Consider the following 25753-nt stretch of genomic DNA (forward strand, 5'->3'; position numbering starts at 1 on the left):
AGGTCATCCGCGGCGCTTGATGGCGTGTTCGGGGGGCGTGATGGGGATGCGGAGCGGAACCGCCTCCGGCGGCGTCTCCGGAGGGGTCTCGCGGTCCGGCCGGAAGACCAGGCTCAGGGCCTCCCGGCCCAGGAGGAGCGGCCCCGCCACCAGGGCGGCGGCGCGGTCGAGCAGCGGCTTGCGGGTCTCGTCAGCCATCGTCAGAGCTCCTAGCGGTGGCAGGCGGCGCAGTTCTCGGCGCCCCGGGTGATCTTGGAGCCGGCGGGCAGGGCGGCGTGAGGGTCGCGGTGGCAGGCCAGGCAGTTGCCCATGCGCATGCCCATCTCGCGGGTGACCACCTTCATGGTCTGCACCTCGCCGTGGCAGCTCTGGCAGGTGATGCCGGCGTTCACGTGGGGCCGGTGGTCGAAGAAGACGTGATCCGGCAGCGTGTGGACCCGCTGCCAGAGGATGGGCTGGCCGCTGTTGGCGATCTGCGTCAGCTTCTGGATGGCGGGCCGGTCGGTCTTGGTCACTTTGTGGCAGCCCATGCACAGGTCCACGCTGGGAATGCCCGCCACCCGGGACTTGTCCACACCGGAATGGCAGTACTGGCACTGCATGCGAAGGGTGCCGGCGTGCAGCTCGTGGGAGAAGGGGATGGGCTGCTCGGGGGCGTAGCCCTTGGCGAAGCGGTCCGGCTGGGTGAACCAGCCCACGGTGAGCACCGTGAGAAGGACCGCCACGGCCCCGGCCGGCAGGACGAAGCGGAACGCTCGGTCGAATTGGTGCATGCACAACCCCTGGAAAGTTCGGATCCGCACAGTGGCCGGAGCCAGCGGGGACTGAAGGGACGGTTGGACGCGGGACGGATCAGAGGTGATGGCCAGGGATTCTGGCAGGTGCCGGGCGAGCCGGAAGGGATTCCTTCCGGGCGTCGGCGTCTCCGTCCAGAGAATGTCGGCCGAGCGGCGTCAGAGGTAAGACGACACTCATGTCCAGAGGACTTGGTCACACTGGGGCGACATTCGGCAAATTTGTGTCGCAAGTCACCATCATAGATCAGTGCCACAGGATTGTTTATCCCTTTTTTCTGAGGCAGATCCAGCGACTAAGGGGATTATCCGGTGTTCTATTTAGCCGCCCGTGAAGGTGGCGATTTCCTCCAGGCCAGGGGCCGTCGAGACGAGGCCGGCTCAGCCTCCGCACCCAGGGCGGGGCATAACCTCCCGGAACCTCTTCTTTGTCAGGGGTTTGGGATTTTTCGTGAGGTCTGACCACCCTACCTGGGGAAGCCCATCCAGGGTTTCAGGAGCCCCAACTGCAGGAAGAGGGCGCCCATGCGCTCCACGGGCAGGCCCATGACCGTGGAGAAGCTGCCCTCGACCCCCTCGATGAACAGGGCCCCGATGCCCTGGATGGCATACGAGCCCGCTTTGTCCATGGGCTCGTGGGTGCCGATGTACCAGCGGATCTGAGCCTCCGTGAGGGGGCGGAACACCACCTGGGCCGTGTCCACGAAGCTGTGGACCTGATCGTTCCGCTGGAGGCAGAAGCCGGTGTGCACCTGGTGGGCGCGGCCCTGGATCAGGCTCAGCATCCGCACGGCGTCCTCCGCGTCCAGGGGCTTGTTGAGCGTGTGATGGTCCACGGCCACGGTGGTGTCCGCGGCCATGACCCAGCGGTCGGGGTTGCGGCCGGCCACCACCTCAGCCTTCAGCTCCGCCAGGCGCAGCACCAGGTCGCCGGGCTCCTCGTCCAGCAGGGGCGTCTCGTCCACCTCGGGCGCCTGGATCTCGAAGGGGATGCGCATGGCCTCCAGCCAATGGCGGCGGCGCGGGCTGCTGCTGGCCAGGATCAGGGGCTTCAGGGCGGCCTCGGGAAGGCCGGGGAGGGTCTCGCTCACCGCAGGCCCCGCTGCTCGAGCTCGGCGATGCCCACCCGCATGTGGTAGCTGTCGACCTCCTGGCCCAGGCGGAAGCCGAAGCGGGGGTAGAAGTTGGCCGCGTCCCGGGTCTCCAGGACGAACCGCTGCACCTCGCCCGCCCAGGGGTGCCGCAGGGCCCACTTCACCAGTTCGGTGGCGATGCCCTGGCCCATCAGATCCTGCGCCGTCACCACGTCGTAGAGCTTGGCTTCGTAGGCGTGATCGGACCAGAGCCGGGTGGCGCCCACCAGGCGGCCGCCCCGGTGGCCCTCGGGCACCAGGCGGGCCGTCAGCAGGCGGGAGCATGCCAGCAGCCGCCGCCACTGCTCAATGGTGCGGTCCGCGGTCCAGTAGACCTCTTCCGCCTGGAAGAAGATCTGGAGCTCGCGGGGGTCCACGCTCCAGGTCTCGTCGAAGAAGGCCACGGTGCCGTGCGGGGTCGAAAGCGGCTCGGGTACGAGGAGATCGCGGTGCATCAGGCCTTCCGGGCTAGGGCTCTCCAGCCTAGCAGTACCGTTCCGAGCGCCAATCCCGCCATCAGCCCCGGCAGCAGCCAGGCGGAACGGGCGGGGGTGTGCACCGGCCGCCAGGTCAACACCACGGCGAAGGCTCCTTCGCTGAGAGGCTCTCCCCAAAGCTCGAAGTGGCCGTCCTCCCGGAACACGCCGGACTTCCCCGTGAGCGTGGCCCGCAGCAGGGGGACACCCAGTTCCGTGGCGCGGAGGCGGATCTGGGCCGCGTGCAGGTCCGTGGCGATGCTGCGGTCGAACCAGCCGTCGTTGGTGTGGTTGCTCAGCAAGTCCGCGTGGCCCAGCTCGAAGCCCTGGCGGGTGCGCTGGGTCAGGAGGGCTTCGCTGCAGATGAGCGGGTGCACGTGCAGGTCGCCGGCGGGCGTGGGCACGGCGAAGGCGCAGCCCTCCTTGAGTTCCCCGGCCTCCTGGGACACGAAGCCCATCTTCCCGTCCAGCCACCGTCGGAAGGCCTCGGGGCCGGGCGTGCGCTCGCCGAAGGGCATGGGCTCCGTCTTCGCGAAGATGAAGGGTGGCCGGCCGGCCGCCTCGCCCCGCACCAGGTTGTAGGGGCCCCCCTCGGTGCCGAAGAGCCAGGCCACGCCCCGGGACACGGCCTCGGCGGAAAGCCGCAGGTCCGGGTGGCGGTCGTCCCGGCCCAGCACCGAGCTCTCGGGCCAGAGCAGCAGGGTGGCGCGCCCCGCCCTCGGCCAGCCCCGGGCCTTCAGCAGCGCGTCGCTGCGCCGCCACATCTCCGCTTCCATCCCCGGCCAGCGCACCCCGGCGGGGAAGTTGGGCTGGATCATGGCCACGTCGAGGGTCCGTTCCCCCTCCCGCGGCAGCAGGTGCCAGGCGCCCCCCAGCAGGAGCATCAGGCCCACGGCGAAGCCCGGCCCCGCCAGGATCCGCCGGGGAGAGGCGCCCTGGGCCAGGTGGGCGGCGGTCCAGGCCCCGGCGCCCCAGGCCAGGGCCGACAGGCCCGAGGCGCCCAGGAACGCCGCCGAGCGCGCGGGCCAAGGCAGGGAGCCGAAGGCGGCGCCCCAGGTCCAGGGATAGACGTGGAAGCCCCAGGTCTCCCAGCCCATCAGGAGGAAGGCGGCCACGCAGGCGGCGGCCAGGGGCCCGATGCGGCGGAAGGCCCAGCGCGACCCCAGGGCCACCAGCCAGAGTCCCGTGGCTTCCCAGAGGCTCAGCAGGACCATCCCCAGGAGGGCCAGGCCGAAGGGCAGCCCGCCCTTGGAGGCCAGGGTCTGGGGCACCCACTGGTAGAGCAAGAGGAGGCCGCCCAGGAGCGCCGTCCAGGTCCAGACCGCGTGGCGCCCCTTGAACAGGCCTTCCAGCAACAGCACGGGGAAGAGCAGCGCCAGGACCGGCTCCAGCCAGCCCCCCAGGGCGCCGGGGAAGCGGAAGGCGAGCATGAAGACGCACGCCAGCACGGCGGTTTCGAGGGGACGGAGAAGCCAGCCGCGGGTCATCGCCCCGGCTCCCGATCCAGCTCCCGGCCCAGCCTCCGCGCCGCCTCGTAGCACGCGATGCCCGCGGCCACGGCGGCGTTGAGGCTCTCCACGCCCTGGATGGGGATGGCCAGGCGCCGCACGGCCGGGGGCAAGTCGACTCCCTGCCAGCCATGGCCTTCGCTACCCACCCAGAGGCGCAGGGGGGCCGAGAGGTCAGCCTCGGCCAGAGACACCGCGCCGGGGCCGCCATCCAGGGCGTACCAGTGGCCCCCGTCCGGCTCCAGGCTCGCGGCCCGGCGCAGGGGCATCAGGAAGGCGGCGCCCATGCTGCCGCGGAGGGCCCTGGGATGGAAGGGATCGGCGCAGCCCGGGCCCAGGAGGGCCTCCTGGAAGCCGAAGGCGGCGGCGCTGCGGAGGAGTGCGCCGAGGTTGCCCGGATCCTGGATGCCCCAGGCGCCGATGACCCGCTCGGCCAGGGGGCCGGCGGGCTCGGGGCCCAGGTCCATCAGCAGGGCGTGCTCGGGCGGACTGCCCGCGTCGGCCAGCTCCCGCATGAGGGCTTCGCCGAGCACCTGCGCGTCCAGGCCCAGGGCGGATTCCAGCGGGTGGGGGACGGCCTGCTCCAGCCTCAGCCAGAGGGCCGGCGCGAGCCGTTTACCGGCGGGCGTCCGCCGGGCTTCGGCCCAGGCCTCGATGAGCTTCGCGCCCAGCAGGAGCGTGGCCCCGCGGCGGGCGCCCCCCGGGCGGAGGCGGGCCAGGAGCTCCTTGAAGCGCGGATTGGCTTTGCTGGTGAGGGTGGGCATGGGGACCGGGTCCGGGGACATCGCGGGGACGCCCCCACCCTGGGGATGGCAGCGCCAACATGAGCATCATGCCAGGGAGCCGGGCCGCCTCATTTGAAGAAGACCATGGCCGCGCCGGGATACCCTGGCGAGATGGACGACGACGCGAGGGACCCGGCCCCCGGGAGATCAGGCACGGGCCGGGGGCTGGGCTTCCTGCTGGTGGCCGTCTCGGGGGTCTGCTTCGGCCTCCTTCCCATCTTCAACCGCCAGGCGGCGGCCCTGGGCCTGAGGCTCCCCACCTTCCTGGCGGTGCGCTTCCTCGTGGCTGGAGGCGCCCTCTGGCTGTGGCTGCTCCTGCGGGGGATCCGCTTCGCCCTCACGCCGGCCCAGATCGCCGGCTTCGTGGGCATGGGCGCCCTCTATGTGGTGGAGAGCGGCTTCTATTTCGCCAGCTCCCGACGGATCCCCGTGGCCCTGACCGCCCTGCTCCTCTACCTCTACCCCGCCATGGTGGCCCTGTGGGAGGTCCTGGCCGGGCGGCACCGCCTGGCGGGCCGCGACCTGATCGCCCTCCTCGCGTCGCTGCTGGGAACGGCCCTGGCGGTGGGCGCCCCGGGCCGGGGCACGGATGTCCTGGGCCTCGTCATGGGGCTCGCCACGGCCTTTGGCTACACTGCCTACATCCTGCTGGGCGCGCGCCTCCAGAAGGGGGTGCCCTCGCTGGTCGCCAGCGCCTGGATCATGTCCAGCGCGGGACTCATGTACCTGATTCTGGCCCTGGGTTCGCACCAGTGGGAGCCGGCGCTGGCCCTCCGCGCCTGGAAGCCCCTGCTGGGGCTGGCCGTGGTCGGCACCCTGCTGCCCATCCCCCTCCTGCTGGCGGGCATGGCCCGGGTGGGTGCCGCCCGGGCCTCGGTCGTCAGCACCCTGGAGCCGCTGGCCGCCTGCCTGTTCGGGGCCCTCTTTCTCCGCGAGATCCTGCTGCCCTGGCAGTGGGTGGGCGCGGCCCTGATCCTCGGGGCGGTGATCCTCCTCTCCGTGGAGCGCCGGCCGGACGAACCCCTGGCGGAGCGATGATTCCGCCTGGTGGTCTGTCGGACCCTCTCCGGGCGGGATGAGAAGCGCGTTTTCCCGGGGTCGTCTGTCGGGAGGCGGGCCTCCGGGGTGCCCGGGAGCCCAGGTTCCCCGTGGGATCTGGGATGGATCAAACAGCGATGTATTAGACTATCCGCTCCATCCGGCCTTTCTTTCCATCCCTCTGCGCCTTTCCAGGAGCACCGATGCAACCTTTTGTCCCCTCTGACCAGAACCTGCGGGAGTTCTCCCTGCGGGCGGTGCTCATCGGCCTCGTCATGGCCGTGGTGCTGGGTTCCGCCAACGCCTACCTCGGACTGAAGGCCGGCATGACCATCGCCGCCACCTACCCCGCGGCGGTCATCGGCATGGCCCTCATCAAGCTGATGAAGGGCACCATCCTGGAAGAGAACATGGCCCGAACGGTCGGCAGCATCGGCGAGTCCGTGGCCGCCGGCGCCATCTTCACCGTCCCGGCCTTCGCCATCAGCGGCATCTGGCCCAAGTTCTTCACGGCCGGGCACTATGTCACCAGCTCGCTGATCATGTTCGGCGGCGGTGTGCTGGGCATCATGTTCGTGGCCCTCCTCCGCCGCGTGATGGTGGAGGACGCCGAGCTGCCCTACCCCGAGAGCGTGGCCGCCGCCGAGATCCACAAGGCTGGCGCCCGCGGCGGCAGCGGCACGAAGTTCCTCTTCGGCGCGATGGGCCTCGGCGCCGGCATCCAGGCCCTGGTGCAGATCTCCGTCTTCGCCAGCACCTGGGAGCGGTTCGTGGCCTTCAAGACCACCACCATCAACCTTGTCGGCACCTGGAAGGCCAAGGTGGCGGGCGGCATGCTGCTCAGCTCCCCCGGCATCAGCCCCGCCTACATGGGCGTGGGCTACATCATCGGGCCCAAGCTCGGCGCCCTGAACTTCTCCGGCGGCATCATCGCCTGGGGCCTGCTGGTGCCCATCATCACCTACTTCCTGGCGCCCGGCGTCCTGCCTGAGGGCGCCTCCCAGGGCGACTGGATCGCCCTGTCCTACTCGGTGTGGAAGTTCATCGTCCGCCCCATCGCCATCGGCGGCATGCTCGTGGGCGCCGGCTTCACCCTCTTCAAGATGCGCAAGAGCCTGGCCACGGGCCTGACCCGCTCGGTCTCGGACATGAAGAAGGCCGCGGCCGGCGAGCACGTGGTGGACCGCGTCAACAAGGACCTGCCCTTCACCAACGTCCTCTTCGGTCTCGGGTTCGCGGCCCTGGTCACCTTCTTCATCACCTGGCGCATCTTCCAGGTGAGCCCGCTGGTCTCCTTCGTGGCGGCCCTGGTGGTGGTGATCCTGGGCTTCTTCTTCGCGGCCATCAGCGGCTACCTGGTGGGCATCATGGGCTCGAGCAACAACCCGATCTCCGGCCTGACCCTCACGGCCCTGGTGATCACGGCCCTCGTGATGGTGCTCCTCGGCGTGAAGGGCCAGGAGGGCGTCGCGGCCGTGCTGGGCGTGGCGGCCATCGTCTGCGTCTCCGCCGCCGTGGCCGGCGAGATGCTGCAGGACCTCAAGGCCGGGCACATCCTCGGCGGCACCCCCTGGCGCATGGAGATGGGCGACCTCATCGGCGTGGCCCTGGCCTCCGTGGTGCTGTTCATCCCCCTCATGGTGCTGCACGAGGGCGACATCTCCGCCCAGGGCACCAAGCGCATCGCCGAGCTGACCGCCCAGCAGGTGCAGATCGTCACCGCCCCCGATGGCAAGACCTACACCCTGGACGAAGTGAAGAAGCTGCCGGCGGACCAGAAGAAGGCCGTGCTCTCCCTGGACGCCGGCTTCGGCTCCAAGCAACTGGCGGCGCCCCAGGCGGGCCTCATGGCCCTGCTCAGCAAGGGCATCGTGGAAGGCAAGATGGCGTGGCCGCTGATCATCGTCGGCATGATGATGGGCTTCGCGTTCATCCTCATGCAGGTCAAGAGCCCCATGCTGGTGTCGGTGGGCATGTACCTGCCGCTGGAGACCACCTTCGCCATCTTCCTGGGCGGCCTCATCAAGGGCGCCGTGGAGATGATCGGCGCCAAGCGCGGCCTGAACGAGGCCCAGAAGGTGCGGGTGGAGAACAACGGCGTGCTGCTGGCCGCCGGCCTCATCGCCGGCGAAGCCCTGGTGGGCCTGCTCTTCGCCTCCTTCGCCTTCTTCGAGGTGAAGTACAAGATCTTCGCCGACCCCGGCATGTTCTGGATCAGCCTGCTGATCCTGGCCGGCATCGCCGTCTACCTGGTGAGGGTGCCCCTGGCCAACGCCGGCGAAGCCGACGAGCCGGCGCCGCCCAGCGCGAATTTCTGATGCTGTCCGGGGGTTCGGCGCTGCGCGCACCCCCCCGGGCCCCCACGAGAAGGCCCGGCCAAGCCGGGCCTTCTCTATCCTCTCCCTTGAGATGTATGGATCCCCATGAGCACCTTCCCCGACGAATCCTTTCTCGCCCTCGTGCCGGTCCAAGCCGTGGCGGCCGAGCCCGGTGAGGGGGACACACTGGTCTTGATCCGGCCCAAGATCCTCTCCCCGCGCTGGGGCTGGGTGCTGAAGCTGATGCGAAAGCCCGTCTTCCGCGTGAAACTCGACGCCCGCGGCACGGCCCTGTGGCAGGCCTGCGACGGGACGCGCACCGTGGCGCAGGTGATGGAGGCCATGACCCAGGCCCAACCCGGCGAGCCCGATGCCGGCTTCCGGGCGGCCCTGTTCATCCGGGAGCTGGCCCGGGGCGGGTTCGTGCGGCTCAATCAGCTATCCTGATGCCCCGGAGGCGTCATCCATGGCCAGGCAACCGAAGGAGGCGGGCCAGGTCCTCACCCGCCAGCGGGCAAAGGGGAAGGAGCCCGGGCTGTGGAAGGTGCTCCTCCACAACGACGACTACACCACGCAGGAGTTCGTGGTGTGGCTGCTGAAGACGGTCTTCCGCAAGGCGGAGCCCGAGGCCACGGCCATCATGCTGGCGGTGCACAAGGCCGGCGTGGGCGTGGCGGGCATCTACACCAAGGACGTGGCCGAGACCCGCGCCGAGCGCGCCCGCCAGTTGGCGGAGCGCGAAGGCTTCCCCCTGCTGCTCACGGTGGAGGCGGAAGATGCCTGAATCCCCCCAGATCAGCACGGACCTGAACCAGGGCTTCCAGCGGGCCTTCGAGCTGGCCAAGGCTCGGCGCCACGAGGACGTGGCCCTGGAGCACCTGCTGCTGGCCCTCCTGGACGAGCCCCACGCGGCCCGGGCCCTTCGGGGCTGCGGGGTGAAGCTGGATGCCCTGCGGCATGACCTGGAGGCCGCCCTGGAGCGGCTGTTCGAGCCGGTGCCGGAGGGCGAGGAGGTCCAGCCCCACAGCACCCTGGGCTTCGTCCGGGTGGTGGAGCGGGCCCTGGTCCATGCCTTCAGCTCGGGGCGGAAGGAGGTTCGCGGCGGCGAGGTGCTCCCGGCCTTCCTGGAGGAGGAGGCCAGCCACGCCCGGCACCTGCTGGAGAAGCACGGCGTGAAGCGCCTGGCCCTGCTGAAGGTGCTCAGCCACGGTCCCGCGGCTCCAAAGGCCAGGACACCGGCGAAGAAGCAGGCGGAGGAAGAGGAGGAAGAAGGCACCGTGGCCGAGAACCCCCTGGAGGCCTACGCCACGGACCTGGTGGCCCGGGCCGCGGCGGGGCGGCTGGACCCCCTGGTGGGCCGCGACGCCGAGATCACGCGCATGGCCCAGGTGCTCTGCCGGCGCCGGAAGAACAACCCCCTGCTGGTGGGCGAGCCCGGCGTGGGCAAGACCGCCATCGTGGAGGGCCTGGCCCGCCGCATCCACGAGAAGCAGGTGCCCGATCCGCTCAAGGCCGCCCGCATCTTCGCCCTGGACCTGGGCGCCCTGCTGGCCGGCAGCCGCTACCGGGGCGACTTCGAGGAGCGGCTCAAGGCCGTGCTGAAGGCGCTGGCCGACGAGCCCGGCGCCATCCTCTTCGTGGACGAGCTGCACACCCTGGTGGGCGCCGGGGCCACCAGCGGCGGCGCCATGGATGCGGCGAACCTGCTCAAGCCGGCCCTGGCCTCTGGCGACCTGCGCTGCATCGGGGCCACCACCTTCCAGGACCTCAAGGGCTCCCTGGATCGCGACCGCGCCCTTTCCCGGCGCTTCCAGGTGGTGGAGGTGAGCGAGCCCACCGCGGCCGACGCGCTCGCCATCCTGCAGGGGCTCAAGGCCTCCTACGAATCGCACCACGGCGTGGCCTACTCGGACGAGGCCCTGGAAGCCGCCGTGCGCCTGGCCGCCAAGCACCTCACGGACCGCAAGCTCCCCGACAGCGCCCTGGATGTGGTGGATGAGGCCGGAGCCGCGCAGAAGCTGCTGCCGAAGAAGGCTCGGGTCAAGACGGTCGGCCCCGCCGAGATCGAGGCCGTGGTGGCCCGCATGGCACGGGTGCCCGTCAACTCTGTCAGCGCCGACGATCGAGAAGCATTGCAGACGCTCGAAGCGCAGCTCCGGGCGCAGATCTACGGCCAGGACGCCGCCTGCGAGACCGTCGCCGGCGCCATCAAGCTGGCCCGCTCCGGCCTGCGGGATCCGCTGAAGCCCATGGGCTGCTTCCTCTTCGCCGGGCCCACGGGCGTGGGCAAGACGGAGCTGGCCAAGCAGCTGGCGAAGGCCCTGGGCATCGCGTTCCTGCGCTTCGACATGAGCGAGTACCAGGAGAAGCACACGGTGGCCCGGCTCATCGGGGCGCCGCCGGGCTATGTGGGCTACGAGGAGGGCGGGCTGCTCACGGACGCCGTGCGCAAGCAGCCCCATGCCGTCCTGCTGCTGGACGAGCTGGAGAAGGCCCATCCCGACCTCTTCGGCATCCTCCTCCAGGTGATGGACCACGCCGCGCTCACGGACAGCCACGGCCGCAGCGCGGACTTCCGCCACACGGTGCTCGTGATGACCACCAATGTCGGCGCGCGGGAGCTGTCGGCCCGGCAGGTCGGCTTCGCCGAGGCCGGGGCCCGGAAGACGGCCACCGGGGCCCTGGAGAAGGCCTTCAGCCCCGAGTTCCGCAACCGCCTGGACGCCATCCTGCAGTTCGCGCCCCTGGGCCGCGAGTCCATGCTCCGCGTGGCGGACAAGCACCTCCGTGAGCTGGAGGAGCAGCTCCAGGAGAAGGGCGTGGCTCTGGTCTGCACCGAGGCGGCCCGCGCCTGGCTGGCGGGAAAGGGCTACGACCCGGCCTTCGGCGCCCGCCCCATGGCCCGGCTCATCGAGCGCGAATTGCGCCGCCCCCTGGCCGAGGCCATCCTCTTCGGGCCCCTGGCCAAGGGGGGCAAGGCCACCGTGGACCTCAAGGACGGCCGCCTGTGCCTGTCTTTCGGCTGACGAAGGCCCTGGTCTTCCCGGATCCTGAGCTGGCGGAGGACGGGCTGCTGGCCATTGGCGGCGACCTCAGCGAGGCGCGTCTCCTGCTGGCCTACCGCAGCGGCATCTTCCCCTGGTACGGCGAGGGCGATCCGCTGCTCTGGTGGTCGCCGCCGGAGCGGGCCCTGCTGCGCCCCGGCCACCTGCACCTCTCCGCCCGCACCCGCCGCAGCCTGCGCCACCGTCCCTTCGAGGTGCGCTTCGACACGGCCTTCGAACAGGTCATCGGCCACTGCTCCGCCGTACCGCGCCCCGGCCAGGACGGCACCTGGATCACGGCGGACATGCAGGAGGCCTACGTCGCCCTCCACCGCGCGGGCCACGCCCACAGCGTGGAGGCTTGGCGGGACGGCGAGCTGCGGGGCGGTTTGTACGGCGTGTCGCTCGGCCGGGCGTTCTTCGGCGAGAGCATGTTCAGCCTGGAGCCCGAGGCCAGCCGCGCGGCTCTCCAGGCCCTGGACGAGCGACTGAAGGCCTGGGACTTCGCCCTGATCGACGGCCAGCTGCCCCACGAGGGCCTGAGGGGCTACGGGTTCCAGGTCGTGCCCCGGGCCTTGTTCCTGGCGGAGCTGGCGGATGCGCTCCGGAGGGAAGGCCGGCCCGGCTCCTGGTCAGGCGCCTGACCGGAGCCCCTCCGGAGAAGGCTCCGCCGACCGCAGGCGGATCAGACTGATCTCGCCCCGCCGCCACAGGCGCATGCGCGGCCCCCAGGTGCCCGTGCCGCGGCTGACGATCAAGGTCATGTCCCCCACCTGGACCCGTCCGGCCAGGGTGGGATAGACCCTTGCCACAAGGTGTCCGAAGGGCCAGATCTGGCCGGCGTGCGTGTGGCCGGAGAGCATGAGCCCCACGCCCGAGCGGGCCGCCGGCTCCAGCTGGGTGGGCCTATGGGACAGCAGCACCAGGGCGCCGGCCGGGCGCTCCCGGGGAACGACCCACGCAGCCTGGCGGAGGCTCCGGCCCGCGTCCGCCCGGCCGGCCAGGACCAGGCCGGGCGCGGGACTGGCGAGGGCGTCCCGCAGGACCTGCACCCCCGCCACCTCCAGGGGGGCCCCGGCAACGCCGTAGTGCTCATGGTTGCCGTCCACCCCCCAGACGCCCAGCGGGGCCCGCAGGCCCTCGAGGGCCCGGATCGCGCGAGGGTCGGGTCGGCCGTGCCCCTCGAAGACATCCCCCAGCAGCACCACCAGGTCCGGCCTCAGGGCCTGGACCTGCGCCACCCGCGCCGCCAGCCAGTCCGGCCCCAGGATGGCGCCGATATGGAGGTCCGACAGGGCCACCATCACGAGGCCGTCCCGTTCCGGCGGCAGGCCGCGCAGGTCCACCTCGTAGGCCACGATCTCGGGCGGGCGCAGGCCCTGGACGGTCGCGACGGCGGCCAGCCCGAGGCTGGCGAGGAGGGCCCACCCTCGCAGGCGCGGCGCTGCGGCGCGGAGCCACAGACCGAACCCCGTGGCCAGGTCCACGGCCAACAGGCAGGCGGAGGCGAGGAAGAGGAGGCCCAGCACGGTCATGCCCGCGAGGGCCGCCCCGCCCGCGCCGGGAAAGGCGGCCTCGTGTCCCAGGAGCCCCCCGACCACCATCAGGCCCCAGGCTCCCGCGAAGATCATCCAGAGGCGCCGCCGCGACCCGCGTGCGAACCAGGGAACCGAGGCGGTGCGCCAGGCCACGTAGGCCAGCACCAGGGCCGAGACCAGGAGGAGGAGGCCGATGAACATGGCTCAGCCTCCGGCCGGGGCGGTTCGGTGCCGCAGGAGCTTGAAGGCCTCGAACCAGAGGATGCTGGCGAAGCCCACCCCCAGGGCCAGCGGGACATCCAGGCCGTGCAGCGGGGCGAAGTGGAAGAGGCGCTGGGCCACGGGCCAGGCGAGCACCAGGGTCAGGCAGGCGGTGGTGCCGCCCAGCACCCACCAAAGGGCGGGGTTGGGGCTTCTCAGGCTTCCGAGGATGCTCCGCGACCAGGACCGGTTGGCCAGGATGATGGCCAGGAACGAGGCCACGAGGCCCGCGAAGGTGAGGGCGCGCGCCGCGTCGTGGCCATGGGTGGGCCGGGCCAGGAGGTAGACCGCCACACAGGCCGCCAGGGCGGTGATCCCCTGGAGCACGGCCAGCCCGGTGGCCCTCAGGCTGAACAGGCGCTCCTGGGGGTCTCTGGGCGGGCGGCGCATGACGTCGGGCTCTGCCGCCTCGGCCTCGAAGATCAGGGTGCAGGAGGGATCGATCACCAGCTCCAGGAAGACGATGTGGACCGGCAGCAGGAGCAGGGGCCAGCCAAGGAAGACCGGCAGCAGGGACAGCCCGGCGATGGGGATGTGCACGGCCAGGATGAAGGCCACGGCCTTGCAGATGTTGTCGAAGATGCGCCGGCCCATCCGGACGGCGGCCACGATGGAGGAGAAGTCGTCGTCCAGCAGCACCAGGTCGGCGGCCTCCCGGGCCACGTCCGTGCCCCTTCCCCCCATGGCCACGCCGATGTGGGCGGCCTTGAGGGCGGGGGCGTCGTTCACGCCGTCGCCCGTCATGGCCACCACCTCGCGGTTTGCCTTGAGGGCGGCGACCAGGCGCAGCTTCTGCTCGGGCACCACCCGGGCGAAGACGTTCACCTCCCGGATCCGCGCCGCGAGAACCGCGTCGCTCATCCGGTTCAGCTCGGGCCCGGTGAGGACCCGCTCGGGGTGGGGCAGGCCCGCCTGCCGGGCGATGCTGACCGCGGTGGCGGGGTAGTCGCCGGTAACCATCACCACCCGGATGCCCGCGGTGCGGCACTCCGCCACGGCGGCGGGGACACTGGATCGCACGGGGTCCTCCAGCCCCAGCAGACCCACGAAGTCGAGGTCCAGGTCGTGGTGGCCCTCCGGCAGGTCGGCGGCGCCGTAGCGGCCCCGGGCGACGCCCAGGACGCGCAGACCGTGGGAGGCCAGCTCCGCCACCCGCGCCTCCACCCGGGCCTGGCGGTCCACGGGCAGGTGGCAGAGGTCCATGACGGCCTCAGGGGCGCCCTTGGTGGCTACCGCGACCTGGTCATCGCCACAGCTCCAGGCGTGGGTGACGGCCAGCAGGCCCGGCGTCAGCGGGTACTCCCTGGCCAGGGACCAGTCCGGATGCAGGTGCTCGGTCTCCATCAGCCAGGTCTTCCCGGCGGCGTGGAGGGCCCGCTCCATGGGGTCGAAGGGATCCTTCCGGCTGGCCAGGATGGCGTACTCCATCAGCTCGTGGACCGGCTCGGGAAGCTCCGGCCCGGTCGTCGCCAGATCCTGGGTGTGCCCCTCCACGTCCAGCCGCCGGAGGGTCATCTGGTTGAGGGTCAGGGTCCCGGTCTTGTCCACGCACAGGACGGTGGCCGCGCCGAGGGTCTCGATGGCGGGCATGCGCCGGGTGAGGACCCGGTGGCGGGAGATGCGCCAGGCGCCCAGGGCCAGGAAGACCGTGAGCACCACGGGGAATTCCTCGGGGAGGGTGGCCATGGCGAGGGCGATGCCGGCCAGCAGGCCCTCCTTCCACACCTCGAAGTCGCCGCCCCGGGTCAGCGCGTAGAGGACCACCACCGTCACGCAGGCGCCCAGGCTGAGCAGGGCGAAGGTGCGCACCAGCCGGCCCGTCTCCCGCTGGAGGAAAGTGGCTTCCGTCCCCACCTGCTGCAGGGCCCGGCCGATCCGGCCGAGCTCCGTCCGGGGGCCGGTGGCCAGGACCTCGGCCACGCCCTGGCCCGCGGTCACCAGCGTGCCTGAGAACACGGAGGGCAGGTCGTCTCCGCCCGGGGGCGCCATGGCGCGGGCTTCGGCGGAGACAGCCTTGCGCACCGGCACGGATTCGCCGGTGAGCAGGGACTCGTCCACGGACAGGTGGACGCCGGCGCGCAGGAGGCCGTCCGCGGGCACCCGGTCGCCCTCGGCCAGGACCAGGATGTCCCCGGGCGCCACCTCGCGGCCCGGAATGCGGCGCTGCCGGCCGTCCCGGATCACCAGGGCCCGGGGGCTGGAGAGGTCCCGCAGGGCCTCCAGCGCGTGTTCCGTGCGCCGCTCCTGGATGATGGTGATGCCCATGACCACGAAGACGAAGCCGAGCAGCATCGCGGCGTCCCCGTGCTCACCCATCAGCAGGTACAGCGCGCCCGCCGCGACGAGCATGATGAACATGGGCTCCCGGGCCACCTCCCAGGCGATGGCCAGAAAGCCGCGCCGGTCCCGGGAGGGCAGCTCGTTGGGGCCTTCGCGCGCCAGGCGAAGCAGCGCCTCGGCTTCGGAGAGGCCGGCAAAGCCCTCCAGGTCGAGGCTGGACGGTCGATGGATGCGAGCTTCGGCGGTCATGGGATCCCCGCGGATCCGCTGGGCCCATGCCTGGAGCACGGGCCGATCCCCATCACCTTAGTCCCGCTCCGGCGTGGACGACGAGGGGAAATCGCTCCCCGACAGCCTCGGCGGCCCGTACGGCCATTCGATGGGCGGCCGCGCCGTCATTCGATGGGCAGTCGCGCTGTCACTCGATGGGCAGCCGCCCTTGGCCCAGCCGGATGATGGCGGGCACGTGGAGGTCGTCGTTGCCGCCGGGCAGCTCGCCGCTGGGCGTGGGAGCCTGAGGCAGGAGGCGGGTGGGGGTGGGCCCCTGCTCGCTGGCGGGCACCTCGCCGTAGACCCGGCCGCTGGGGCCGTTCACGGGCAGGAGGGCCTGGCCGTCCACAGGCTGGATCCCGGCGGCGACCAGCGTCGGCGCGGCGGCCTCCGCGGCTCCGGCCAGGTTCAGGCTGTGGCGGCGGTCCTGCAGGAGCTTGTCCTCGCCGTCGAAGCCGCTGGCCAGGACGGTGACCAGCACGCGGTCCTCCATGCCCTCGCCCTCCACGGTGCAGGCCTTGATGTCGGGACGGCCGTTGTAGTGCTCCTGCAGGTAGTTCATGGCCGTCTCGATGGCCGAGGCCTCCATGACCTCCCAGTCGGCGGTGATGGACACCATGACGTTGGCGGCGGCGCCCGTCTGGGCGCGCTCCAGCAGGGGGCAGGCCAGGGCCTTCTTGAGGGCGTCCATGACGGCCTCTTCGCCGCGGCCCGCGCCGGTGCCGATGAGGGCCTCCCCGCCATCCCGCAGCACGGCCTCCACGTCCGCGAAGTCGCCGTTGATGATGCCGGGCTTGAGGATGAGGTCCGCGATGCCGCGCACGCCCTGGATGAGCACGCCGTCGGCCACGCGGAAGGCCTCCTTCATGGTCACGCGGGCATCGCAGACGGCCTTCAGGCGCTCATTGCTCACGACGATGACGGTGTCGGCGGTCTCCCGCAGGTTCGACAGGCCCTGGAGGGCCAGGTCGCCCTTCTTGCGGCCCTCCCAGGCGAAGGGCGTGAGCACCACGGCCACGGTGAGGGCGCCCAGCTCCCGGGCGAAGCTGGCCAGCACCGGCGCCGCGCCCGTGCCCGTGCCGCCGCCCATGCCGCCGGTGATGAAGACCATGTCGGCGCCCTGGAGGGCAGCGAGGACCTCCTCGCGGCTCTCCTCGGCGGCCACGGCGCCTCGCTCAGCGCTCCCGCCCGCGCCGAGGCCCCGGCTGCTCTGGGGGCCCAGGGGCAGCTTCAGGTGGGCCTTGCTCAGGGAGAGGCTCTGCTGGTCCGTGTTCATGGCGATGAACTGCACGCCGGTGACGCCGCTCTCGATCATGCGGTTGATGGCGTTGCAGCCCGCGCCGCCCACGCCCAGCACCTTGATATTGGCGCCGGGAAGGCTGTGGGGGCAGGGGAGGAAGGGGATCTCGGACATCGGGGCTCCCGGAGGGGTGGTGCTAGAACAGCTTCTTGAAGCGGCCGAGGAAACCGTCTCCCCGGTCCTGCTTGCCGCGGGTCTCGCTCATGTCCCGGGCGAGGGACTTCACCGCGCCCAGGGCGTTCACGAAGTAGGGGTTGCCGGTGGCCTGGGGCAGGCCGGAGACGCCGATGATGCGGCCCAGGACGACGCGCGGCCGCCCGAGGATGGTCTGGGCGAGGATGGCGAGGTGGGTGAGGAGGGCGCCGCCGCCCACCAGGTGCACGCCCCCGTGGATCTCGTGCATGAGGCCCGTGCGGCCCATCTCGGCCAGCACCAGGTTGAGCAGCTCCGCCGCCCGGGCCTGGAGCACCTCCGCGATCTCGCGGCGGGAGACCAGGCGGCCCTCCTCTTCGAGCTCGATGGATTCCTCCGCCGGCACGTGGTTGTGCAGCACGGTGCCGAAGCGGATCTTGATGCGCTCGGAAGCCGCGATGCCGCCGAGGTGCTTGGTGATCTCCAGGTCGCGGGTGAAGTGCATGCCGCCGATGGGGATCACCGCCGAGTGGAACAGGGTGCCGTGCAGGAAGATGCCCAGGTGGGTGAGGTGCTCGCCGATGTCCACCACCACGGCGCCGTTCTCGCGGTCCTCGCGGCTCAGCACGGCCTCGGCGCTGGCCAGGGGCGAGTACATCAGCTCCGCGCCGTGCAGGCCGGCGTTCTTCAGCGCGAGCTGGATGTTCATGATGACGGGGCTGGGGGCCACGATGATGCGGACCTCGGCCTCCAGCGATTCGCCGAACATGCCCACGGGGTTGCGGATGTCCCGCTGGCCCTTGATGTGGAACATCTGGGGGATGCGGTGGAGGACCAGCTCCTCCTTGGCCAGCTTGCAGCCGTTGGTGGCCTGTTCCAGCACGCGGTCGCGGTCCGAGGCAGTGATGATCTTGTCGCTGCTGCTGATGGTGATGGAGTCGCGGAGGTTCTCGCCCTTGAACTGGATGCCGTCCACGGCCACGCGGATGCCGTCCACCTTGGTCTGGCCGGCCGTGTTCATGGCCTCTTCCACGGCGCGCACGACGGCGCGGGTGCAGAGGTCCATGTCCGTGATCTGGCCCTGCGTGAAACCGCCCTGGGGGGAGGCCTGCCCGGTGCCTGTCACGTTCAGTGTCCCGTCTTCCTCCTGGACGGCCACCACCGCCACCACTTTGCTTGCACCGAGGTCGAGGCCTAGGAGAACGGCACGCTGAGGCATGAAGATCCTTTTCCTTGCTCTAGGTTTACACCAGTTCCGTGCCGGGTTCGAGCCTTTGCGCACGGAAAAAACGCCGCTTTCTTCCCCTGCGGGTCAGCGTGGCGTCTTGACGCCGGCCGGGGCATCCTCGGGTTCCCCCACGGCGACCTCCTCGTCCCAGCGCAGGTCGATGTACCGGAGCCGGGCCAGATCCGGCCGCTGGGAGAGGCGGTCGACGAACAGACCCTGGAAATTGGGCACGTTTTTCGTCACATCCTGGCGGGACAGGTAGATCGGGGCCGGAAGGCCCTCGATGTAGGCCACGGGCCCCTTGGGGCTCCAGCGGAACTCGGTCACCCGATCGTAAAACCCGGCCTGCTTTTCCCTCAAAACCCGTGCGGCGCTCACGAGCCGGGCCAGACCCTGGTCCGTCTGGCTGGCGGGATCCACCACGACGGGAATGGGACTTAGGTTCGCCTGGTTGACACGATCCAGGAGGATGCCGTCGTCGGAGACCAGGAACACGCCGTTGCTCCGCACCAGCCAGAGGACGGGCCGCCGCTCCTCCACCACCAGACTGAGGCGGTCGGGAGGGTCCTTCCGGATCTGGAGGTTCCGCACCCAGCGCTTGGCCTCGATCCGGGACCGGAGCTCCTCCGCGTCCAGCCAGAAGAGGGGCTTGCCCAGCGCCAGCTTCTCCGCCAGGGCCTGGATCTCGGCCTGGCGCTCGCCCCGGCAGCCGCTCACGTTCACCTGCTCGATGGTGAGCTTCTGGAGCCCGAGGTACCGCGTTCCCAGCTCCATCAGGGCCCAGGCCCCGCCCCCCAGCACCACCAGCGTGATCCCCGCCCGCACCCAGGGGAACCAGGGGCGCTTGGGGCGGGTGCGGGGGAGCATGGACATGGGGGTCAGTCTACCGCCTGGAGGCGGTGGCCTGGATGGCCTGGAAGCCTTCCATATCCTCCAGGGTCTGGGAGGATGCCCCATGGCTTCCATCGCCCCCGGCGGCATTCCGGATTTCCTCGATTCCCTCTTCCGTTCGGAATCGCGGCGGATCCTCGCCACCTTGATCCGGCTGCTCGGTGACTTCGACCTGGCGGAAGACGGCATGCACGATGCGTTTGCGGCCGCCCTGGAGGCCTGGCCCATGGACGGGGTGCCGGACCATCCCCGCGCCTGGCTGGTGTCCACGGGACGCTTCAAGGCCGTCGACCGCCTGCGGCGATCCGCCCGGTTCAGCACCTCGCTCGAGACTCTGGCGGAGCTGCCCGACGAGGGGCCGTCAGGATGGGCGGAGGAGGAAGGCGTCGAGGACGACCGCCTCCGGCTCATCTTCACCTGCTGCCATCCGGCTTTGCCCCTGGAGGCCTGCACGGCGCTGACGCTCCGGGAGGTGTGCGGCCTGACGACGGAGGCCATCGCCCGGGCCTTCCTCACCGCCCCGTCCACGCTGGCCCAGCGGATCGTCCGCGCCAAGGCGAAGCTCCGCGACGCGGGCATTCCCTTCGAGATCCCCGCCCGGGCCGACCTGCCGGGCCGGCTGGACGCCGTGCTGAAGGTCGTCTACCTGGTGTTCAACGAAGGCTACTCCGCCTCCTCCGGGGAAGCGCTGACGCGTCCGGACCTCTCGGGCGAGGCGATCCGCCTGGGACGGCTGCTCCTCGAGCTGATGCCGGACCCTGAGGTGAAGGGCCTCCTCGCCCTCATGCTGCTGCAGGAGTCCCGGAGGGCCGCGCGGGTCTCGCCGGAGGGGGACCTGGTGCTGCTGGAGGACCAGGACCGCTCCCGCTGGGACCGGGCCCTGATGGCCGAGGGGAAGGCCCTGGTGGACCAGGCGTTGGCCTCCCGCCGGGTGGGGGCCTACACCCTCCAGGCCGCCATCGCCGCCGTCCACGCGGAGGCGGCCGAGGCCCCAGCCACGGACTGGGGCCGGATCCTCGGGCTGTACACCCTCCTGGCCCGGGTGGCGCCTTCGCCCGTGGTGGAGCTCAACCGGGCGGTGGCGGTGGCCATGCGGGACGGCCCCCAGGCCGGGCTGGACCTCACCGACGCCCTCCTGGCCCGCCGCGACATGGCGGAGTACCACCTGGCGCACGCGGTCCGCGCGGACCTCTGCCGTCGCCTGGGACGAACGGAAGAGGCGCTCGCCTCCTACCGCCAGGCCCTCGGGCTGGTCCAGCAGGGGCCCGAGCGGCGGTTCCTCGAGCGGCGGATGGCGGAGCTTCAAACATAGTTCCGGCCATGGGCTTACCCCCGCCTGGAATGATCGAACCGCGAATGACGCGAATCGCCCTGCGGGCGCGCGTTTCGCGCCCTTTCGCGTCATTCGCGGTTCCTTGTTTTTCTGGCTGAGTCAGGCCGATCACAAAAAATCTTCGGTTCCCTGTCGAAACAGCCCCTCCCCGAACGACCAGGGGGTGAAGGCGGTCAGGACGACCCCCCAAAAGGAGCCACCCATGAAATACATCTGCTTCGGGTACCTCGACGTCCAGCAGTGGGCGACCCTCTCCCAGGACAAGCAGAACGCCATGATCGACGCGTGCTTCGCCTACGACGAAGGCTTGAAGAAGGACGGCCACTGGGCCGGCGGGGAGGGGCTGCAGGGCCCGGACACCGCCGTCATGGTGCGCCTCGAGCAGGGCAAGGCGTCCGTAACGGACGGTCCGTACGCCGAGACCAAGGAGCTGCTGGGCGGCCTGCTGATGCTGGAGGCCCGGGACCTCAACCACGCCATCCACCTGATCTCGAATCACCCGGGCTTGAAGATGGGGCCCTGGGAGATCCGGCCCGCCGCGGATCTGGACCAGATGATCCGCGAGAGCGAGCGGCGGCGTTCCGCCGCCAAGTAGACGGGACAGGCTCGGGCTGATCCTCCAGGCTCAGCCCCGCCAGATCTCCACTTCCGGCTCCAGGGCCACGCCCCAGCGCTCCAGCACCACGGCCCGCACCCGGTCCATCAGCTCCGCGAACTCGGCGGCGGTGGCGCGGCCGTGGTTCACGAGGAAGTTGGCGTGCTCGGGGCTCACCTCCGCGTCGCCCACCCGCAGGCCCTTGAGGCCCGCCTGGTCGATGAGGCGTCCGGCGCTCTGGCCCGGCGGGTTCTTGAAGATGCAGCCGGCATTGCGCTTCGACAGGGGCTGGCTGGTGCCGCGCCTGGCCCTGTACTCGGCCACCTGGATGCGAATGGCGGCCGGATCGCCCACCGCGAGCTGGGCCGTGGCAGAGAGCACCACGCGGCCCCCGGTGAGGAAGCTCCAGCGGTACTTGAACTCGCCGGGTTCCGGTGCCTTCTCCACCAGCTCGCCCTCAGGCGTGAGGAAGCGGTAGCGCGTGAGTACGTCCACCCACTCGCGGCCGTAGGCGCCCGCGTTCATGCGGATGGCGCCGCCCAGCGAGCCCGGGATGCCGCTGGCGAATTCCAGGCCCGACAGCCCTGCGGTCGCGGCGGCCTCCGCCAGGGCGATGTGGCCGTGGCTGGCCGGCGCCGTGAGCCGCCTGCCGTCGAGCTGGACCACCTTCGGCAGGGCGAGCCGCAGCACGGGCACGTCGATGTCGCCCAGCACCACGAGGTTCGACCCGCCCCCCAGCACCCGCCAGGGCAGGCCCTCCCGGGCGCAGGCCCGCACGAAGGCCTGGGCCTCAACCTCCGTCGTGGGCTCGAAGAGCCAGCGGCAGAGGCCGCCCACGCCCAGTGTGGTGAGCCGGGCGAAGGGCACCTCGCGGCGGTGCGGGACCTTCAGCAGATCATCGGGGAGGGGGCGCGTCATCGATTCCAGTATGGACGAACCGGCTCAGCTCCCGGCTTCCGGCGCAGGCTGGAGGGAGGCCAGCACCATCTCCAGCAGGCCGTCGATCATGGCGCGGAGTTCGTCGGCGTCCTTGGCGGATTCCTTGAAGCCGTGGACGGCGCGGGTGAGGACGCGGGCGATCTGGCCGGGGGGAAGGGCTTTCGCAGGGGCGCCCGCACTCAAGGGCGCGAGGATGCCCACCAGCTCGGCCTCGAAGGCAGCCACGGCCTCGTCGATAGCCCCCTTGGCGAAGGCGAGGCCCCCGTGAAGGGGTTCCCGCAGCTCCGGCGAGGCTTCGAAGAACCCGAAGGGGCGCACGGCCCAGAGGTCGAAGGCGAAGCGCAGCTTCTCCAGGGGGGTGGGGCGGGCCTCCAGGCCCTGGCGGACCTCCTCCAGCGTGCGGGCGGTGAAGGCCCGGAGGACGGCCTCGAAGGCCTCCTCCTTGTTGCAGAAGACCAGGTAGAGGGCCGGTCGGGACATGCCCGCGGCGGCGGCGAGGTCACCCATGGTGGTCCGCCGGTAGCCGAAGCGGAGGAACACGGATTCGGCGGCCTCCAGGACCCGGGCCTTCTTCTCGTTTCCCATGAAAAGAGTATTGACAAAATTTGTCCAAATGTCAACACTGGCTATCTGACATTATTCGTCATGATGTCAAATTGTCCATGGAGCGCAACATGACCCTGGAATCTTGGACCTGGGCCCAGGTGCCCGATCAGCGAGGCCGGGTGGCCGTGGTCACCGGGGCCACCTCCGGCACCGGCTTCGAGGCGGCCCGCATGCTGGCGGCCTGCGGCGCCACCGTGGTCCTGGCCTGCCGTAACCTGCCCAAGGCCGAGGCTGTGGCGCAGCGCATCCAGGCGCTGCATCCCGGGGCACGGGTGGAAGTCCAGGCCCTGGACCTGGCGTCCCTGACCTCTGTGCGCAGCACCGCCGCGGACCTCCTGGCCCGCTTTGACCGCCTGGACCTGCTGCTCAACAACGCCGGCGTGATGGTTCCGCCCTACGGCAGGACCGAGGACGGGTTCGAGCTGCAGCTCGGCACGAACCACTTCGGCCCCTTCGCGCTGACGGGTCTCCTGATGGCGCGCCTGATGGCCACCCCGGGCTCCCGGGTGGTGACCATGAGCAGCAATGCCCACCGGATGGGCCGCATCTACGCCGACGATCTGGACTTCGAGCGCGGCTACCGGGCCTGGGCCGCCTATGGCCAGTCCAAGCTGGCCAACCTCCTCTTCGCCTTCGAGCTGCAGCGCCGCCTGGAGGCGGCCGGAGCGACGACGCGTTCCCTGGCCGCGCACCCCGGCTGGGCCAGGACAGAGCTGCAGCGCCACGCGGGCTGGATCCGCTGGCTGCGAACCGTGGGCCTGGAGGCCCTTCTGAGCCAGGATGCCTTCGGTGGTGCCCAGCCGCTGCTGCGGGCCGCCACGGATCCCGCGGCAGAAGGCGGGGGGTACTACGGTCCCTCAGGCTTCCAGGAGATGAAGGGAGCCCCCGTGCCGGTGCGGTCCGACGCCCGCTCGCGGGACGAGGGTCTCCAGCGCTGGATGTGGCGCCTCTCCGAGCGCCGCACGGGGGTGGTCTATCCGATCTGACCGTTTCAGCCGCCGCCTCCGGAAGGCCGGAGCCCTGCTCGTCGCCGCGACGGTGGCGGGGGGCTTCTGGGCCGCCGGCTCCTCTCCCGATGTCTTCAGGAGTCCCCGCATGAACCAATCCCCGCAGTGGCGCGATGGGCGCTTCCGCAACCCCCAGCCCCTCTGGAACGACACCTGGGGGGCCCTCTCCGCCATGGTTCGGCGGGACCCGAACGCCAACCCACAAGCCCCGCTCCCCGTGGTCCATCCCACCGGGGCCGAGCTGGCGGCCGACGCGCCCTCGGGCCTGCGGGCCACCTGGCTGGGCCACTCCACCGTATACCTGGAGGTGGACGGCACCCGCATCCTCACGGATCCCGTGTGGGGCCTCCGGGCCTCGCCCTTCGGCTGGGCCGGGCCACGGCGCTTCCACGCGCCCCTCATCCCCCTGGAGGAGGTGCCGGTCCCGCAGGTGGTGGCCATTTCCCATGACCACTACGACCACCTGGACGAGGGCACCCTGCGCCGCCTGAAGGACTGGGACACGCACTTCGTGACACCCCTGGGCGTGGGGGCGCGCCTGGTGCGCTGGGGCGTGCCCGCGGCCCGCATCACGGAGCTGGACTGGTGGGAATCGGTGCAGGTGGGCGGCCTGGAGGTGGTCCTCACCCCGGCCCGGCACGCCTCGGGCCGGGGCCTGCGGGACAAGGATCGGACGCTCTGGGGCGGCTTCGCCTTCCGGGGTCCCCGGCACCGGGTCTACTACTCCGGCGACACGGGCCTGTTCCCGGGCCTGGCCGACATCGGCGAGCGCCTGGGGCCCTTCGACCTGGCGATGATCGAGGCTGGCGCCTACAACCCCGCCTGGCCCGACTGGCACCTGGGTCCCGAGCAGGCCGTGCAGGCCTTCGGGATGGTGCGGGGACGGGTGCTCCTGCCCATCCACTGGGGCCTCTTCAACCTGGCGGCCCACGGCTGGACCGAGCCCGTGGAGCGGGTGCTGGCGGCAGCCGGCCCCCAGGGGATCGCCGTGGCCCTGCCGCGGCCCGGCGAAGGCTTCGAGCCCGGCGGATCCTTGCCGACCCAGCGCTGGTGGCCCGTGCTGCCCTGGAAGACGGCGGCAGAGGTGCCCGTCCGTGCCAGGCTGAATGGACAACCCATGCTTCCCGAAGGAGGCCTCCCATGAAGGTCCTGATCTTCGGCGCCACGGGCATGGTGGGGCAGGGCGTCCTGCGCGAGTGCCTGCGGGACCCCGGGGTCACGGAGGTGGTGGCCCTCGTGCGGCGGCCTTCCCTTCCCGCGCACCCCAAGCTGCGCGAAGTCGTCCACGGGGACTTCTTCGACTACCGGGCGGTGGAAGCCGACCTCGCGGGACTGGACGCCTGCTTCTTCTGCCTGGGTGTGTCGTCGGCGGGCCTATCGGAGGCCGAGTACCGGCGCCTGACCTTCGGCCTGACCCTGGCGGCGGCGGGGACGCTGGCCCACCTCAACCCGTCCCTGACCTTCGTCTACGTGTCCGGTGCGGGGACCGACAGCACCGAGCGGGGCCGCACCATGTGGGCGCGGGTGAAGGGGGAGACCGAGAACGCCCTGCGGCATCTGCCCTTCAAGGCGGTGTATCTCTTCCGCCCCGGCCTCATCCAGCCCCTCCATGGCATCCGCTCGCGCACGGGCTGGTACCAGGCCGCCTACACCCTGATGAAACCTGCCCTCCCTCTGCTGCGGCGGCTCTTTCCCAATTCCATCCTCACCACGGAGGCGCTGGGCCGGGCCATGCTCCGCGCGGCACGGGACGGAGCGTCGAAGGCCGTGCTGGAGGCCGCGGACCTCATCGCCCTGGGGGCGTCTCCAGGGCCAGCAGGCGCGCCTTGACCTCGGGCGATCCGAAGGCGCTCCAGCCGCCGGGGCCGTTTGCGGCCACCACGCGGTGGCAGGGCACGAGGATCAGGATGGGGTTCGCCTTCACGGCCTGGCCCACGGCCCGAGCCGCGCCGGGCCGGCCTGCCAGGAGGGCCACCTCGCCGTAGGTGAGGATCTGGCCGGGGGCGGTGGCCCGCAGCACCTCGGCCACGCAGCGCTGGAAGGGCGCGAGGCCGGACAGGTCCACGGGAAGGTGGGTCAGGTCCTGCGGGCATCCTGCCAGGTGGGTCATGAGGCGCCGCACGGCCTCCAGCACCCAGGCCGGCGCCTCCCGGGCCTCCTCGTGGTCCAGGGCGTCCGTGAAGCGCAGGAGGCAGATCCCCTCCGCCGTCCAACCCAGCCGGATCCGGCCCAGGGCCGTGGCGAAGGTGAGGATGCGCCGCGTCATGGGGCTAGGAT

General features: G+C 71.2%; 25 protein-coding genes. 11 read left to right on the forward strand and 14 right to left on the reverse strand.

The window, feature by feature from the left end:
- Positions 1-3: 3 nt before the first annotated feature.
- The 6 genes from MLJ35_RS00110 to MLJ35_RS00135 all read right to left on the reverse strand — a co-directional run bounded on the left by MLJ35_RS00110 (position 4) and on the right by MLJ35_RS00135 (position 4675).
- A complete protein-coding gene (locus MLJ35_RS00110; protein ID WP_243381930.1) occupies positions 4-198 on the reverse strand; it encodes a hypothetical protein in 195 nt (64 codons plus the stop codon).
- Between the two features lie 11 nt (positions 199-209).
- On the reverse strand, positions 210-773 hold the full coding sequence (locus MLJ35_RS00115) for a cytochrome c3 family protein (protein WP_243381932.1): 564 nt from the start codon (positions 771-773) through the stop codon (positions 210-212).
- A gap of 488 nt (positions 774-1261) precedes the next feature.
- Positions 1262-1885, reverse strand: a complete 624-nt coding sequence (locus MLJ35_RS00120; RefSeq protein WP_243319448.1) for a Maf family protein — start codon at positions 1883-1885, stop codon at positions 1262-1264.
- Positions 1882-2382, reverse strand: coding sequence for a GNAT family N-acetyltransferase (locus MLJ35_RS00125; RefSeq protein ID WP_243381936.1), 501 nt, complete (start codon positions 2380-2382; stop codon positions 1882-1884). The genes MLJ35_RS00120 and MLJ35_RS00125 overlap by 4 nt, the downstream gene beginning before the upstream one ends.
- Positions 2382-3890: an apolipoprotein N-acyltransferase gene (gene lnt, locus MLJ35_RS00130; protein WP_243381939.1), complete on the reverse strand. Its 1509-nt coding sequence runs from the start codon at positions 3888-3890 to the stop codon at positions 2382-2384. Before lnt ends, MLJ35_RS00125 begins: the two co-directional genes overlap by 1 nt.
- Positions 3887-4675, reverse strand: a complete 789-nt coding sequence (locus MLJ35_RS00135) for a TrmH family RNA methyltransferase (protein ID WP_243381942.1) — start codon at positions 4673-4675, stop codon at positions 3887-3889. Before MLJ35_RS00135 ends, lnt begins: the two co-directional genes overlap by 4 nt.
- Before the next feature lie 105 nt (positions 4676-4780).
- Here MLJ35_RS00135 and MLJ35_RS00140 point away from each other — a divergent pair, with 105 nt between their 5' ends.
- The 6 genes from MLJ35_RS00140 (at position 4781) to aat (ending at position 11740) form a co-directional block, all read left to right on the forward strand.
- Positions 4781-5734 carry an EamA family transporter gene (locus MLJ35_RS00140; RefSeq protein WP_243381945.1) on the forward strand — a complete coding sequence of 318 codons (954 nt, stop codon included), beginning with the start codon at positions 4781-4783 and terminating at the stop codon, positions 5732-5734.
- A gap of 203 nt (positions 5735-5937) precedes the next feature.
- Positions 5938-8052: an OPT family oligopeptide transporter gene (locus MLJ35_RS00145; RefSeq protein WP_243381948.1), complete on the forward strand. Its 2115-nt coding sequence runs from the start codon at positions 5938-5940 to the stop codon at positions 8050-8052.
- 105 nt (positions 8053-8157) lie between these two features.
- Positions 8158-8499 carry a PqqD family peptide modification chaperone gene (locus MLJ35_RS00150; RefSeq protein WP_243381951.1) on the forward strand — a complete coding sequence of 114 codons (342 nt, stop codon included), beginning with the start codon at positions 8158-8160 and terminating at the stop codon, positions 8497-8499.
- A 19-nt stretch (positions 8500-8518) separates the two neighbouring features.
- Positions 8519-8836 carry an ATP-dependent Clp protease adaptor ClpS gene (locus tag MLJ35_RS00155; protein ID WP_243381954.1) on the forward strand — a complete coding sequence of 106 codons (318 nt, stop codon included), beginning with the start codon at positions 8519-8521 and terminating at the stop codon, positions 8834-8836.
- The gene (gene clpA / locus MLJ35_RS00160) at positions 8829-11078 is read left to right on the forward strand and encodes an ATP-dependent Clp protease ATP-binding subunit ClpA (protein ID WP_243381956.1); all 2250 of its coding nucleotides are present in this window, start codon (positions 8829-8831) and stop codon (positions 11076-11078) included. Before MLJ35_RS00155 ends, clpA begins: the two co-directional genes overlap by 8 nt.
- On the forward strand, positions 11060-11740 hold the full coding sequence (aat, locus tag MLJ35_RS00165) for a leucyl/phenylalanyl-tRNA--protein transferase (protein WP_243381959.1): 681 nt from the start codon (positions 11060-11062) through the stop codon (positions 11738-11740). Before clpA ends, aat begins: the two co-directional genes overlap by 19 nt.
- Here the strand turns inward: aat and MLJ35_RS00170 are convergent.
- The 5 genes from MLJ35_RS00170 to MLJ35_RS00190 all read right to left on the reverse strand — a co-directional run bounded on the left by MLJ35_RS00170 (position 11729) and on the right by MLJ35_RS00190 (position 18978).
- Positions 11729-12835 carry a metallophosphoesterase gene (locus MLJ35_RS00170; protein ID WP_243381963.1) on the reverse strand — a complete coding sequence of 369 codons (1107 nt, stop codon included), beginning with the start codon at positions 12833-12835 and terminating at the stop codon, positions 11729-11731. The two genes, aat and MLJ35_RS00170, sit on opposite strands and share 12 nt — an antisense overlap.
- Positions 12836-12838: 3 nt before the next feature.
- On the reverse strand, positions 12839-15463 hold the full coding sequence (locus MLJ35_RS00175) for a cation-translocating P-type ATPase (RefSeq protein WP_243381966.1): 2625 nt from the start codon (positions 15461-15463) through the stop codon (positions 12839-12841).
- Positions 15464-15593: 130 nt separating this feature from the next.
- The gene (gene ftsZ / locus MLJ35_RS00180) at positions 15594-16859 is read right to left on the reverse strand and encodes a cell division protein FtsZ (RefSeq protein WP_243381970.1); all 1266 of its coding nucleotides are present in this window, start codon (positions 16857-16859) and stop codon (positions 15594-15596) included.
- A gap of 22 nt (positions 16860-16881) precedes the next feature.
- Positions 16882-18096 (reverse strand): cell division protein FtsA, encoded by a 1215-nt coding sequence (gene ftsA / locus MLJ35_RS00185; RefSeq protein ID WP_243319473.1) that lies wholly within the window; start codon positions 18094-18096, stop codon positions 16882-16884.
- Between the two features lie 93 nt (positions 18097-18189).
- Positions 18190-18978, reverse strand: a complete 789-nt coding sequence (locus tag MLJ35_RS00190; RefSeq protein ID WP_243319474.1) for a cell division protein FtsQ/DivIB — start codon at positions 18976-18978, stop codon at positions 18190-18192.
- Positions 18979-19060: 82 nt separating this feature from the next.
- On the opposite strand from MLJ35_RS00190, the gene MLJ35_RS00195 reads away from it, so the two are divergent.
- Together MLJ35_RS00195 and MLJ35_RS00200 are read left to right on the forward strand one after the other, a co-directional pair.
- Positions 19061-20308 carry an RNA polymerase sigma factor gene (locus MLJ35_RS00195; protein WP_243381973.1) on the forward strand — a complete coding sequence of 416 codons (1248 nt, stop codon included), beginning with the start codon at positions 19061-19063 and terminating at the stop codon, positions 20306-20308.
- Between the two features lie 223 nt (positions 20309-20531).
- Positions 20532-20924, forward strand: coding sequence for a YciI family protein (locus MLJ35_RS00200; protein WP_243381977.1), 393 nt, complete (start codon positions 20532-20534; stop codon positions 20922-20924).
- Between the two features lie 30 nt (positions 20925-20954).
- Here MLJ35_RS00200 and murB read toward each other — a convergent pair whose 3' ends face one another.
- Positions 20955-21842 (reverse strand): UDP-N-acetylmuramate dehydrogenase, encoded by an 888-nt coding sequence (gene murB, locus MLJ35_RS00205; protein WP_243381980.1) that lies wholly within the window; start codon positions 21840-21842, stop codon positions 20955-20957.
- 24 nt (positions 21843-21866) lie between these two features.
- The gene (locus MLJ35_RS00210) at positions 21867-22448 is read right to left on the reverse strand and encodes a TetR/AcrR family transcriptional regulator (RefSeq protein ID WP_243381983.1); all 582 of its coding nucleotides are present in this window, start codon (positions 22446-22448) and stop codon (positions 21867-21869) included.
- A gap of 89 nt (positions 22449-22537) precedes the next feature.
- Between MLJ35_RS00210 and MLJ35_RS00215 the strand changes: the two genes are divergently transcribed.
- From MLJ35_RS00215 to MLJ35_RS00225, 3 genes are all read left to right on the forward strand, one after another.
- Complete coding sequence (locus MLJ35_RS00215) at positions 22538-23455, forward strand: oxidoreductase (RefSeq protein ID WP_243381986.1); 918 nt, start codon at positions 22538-22540, stop codon at positions 23453-23455.
- 109 nt (positions 23456-23564) lie between these two features.
- Positions 23565-24620, forward strand: coding sequence for an MBL fold metallo-hydrolase (locus tag MLJ35_RS00220; protein WP_243381989.1), 1056 nt, complete (start codon positions 23565-23567; stop codon positions 24618-24620).
- Positions 24617-25306: an NAD(P)H-binding protein gene (locus MLJ35_RS00225; protein WP_243381993.1), complete on the forward strand. Its 690-nt coding sequence runs from the start codon at positions 24617-24619 to the stop codon at positions 25304-25306. The genes MLJ35_RS00220 and MLJ35_RS00225 overlap by 4 nt, the downstream gene beginning before the upstream one ends.
- On the opposite strand, the gene MLJ35_RS00230 is transcribed toward MLJ35_RS00225, so the two are convergent.
- Entirely contained in the window at positions 25263-25742 is a 480-nt protein-coding gene (locus MLJ35_RS00230) for a methylated-DNA--[protein]-cysteine S-methyltransferase (protein WP_243381995.1), read from the reverse strand. The genes MLJ35_RS00225 and MLJ35_RS00230 overlap by 44 nt on opposite strands.
- Positions 25743-25753 lie beyond the last annotated feature (11 nt).

The organism is Geothrix alkalitolerans (assembly GCF_022808885.1).
GTDB lineage: Bacteria > Acidobacteriota > Holophagae > Holophagales > Holophagaceae > Geothrix > Geothrix alkalitolerans.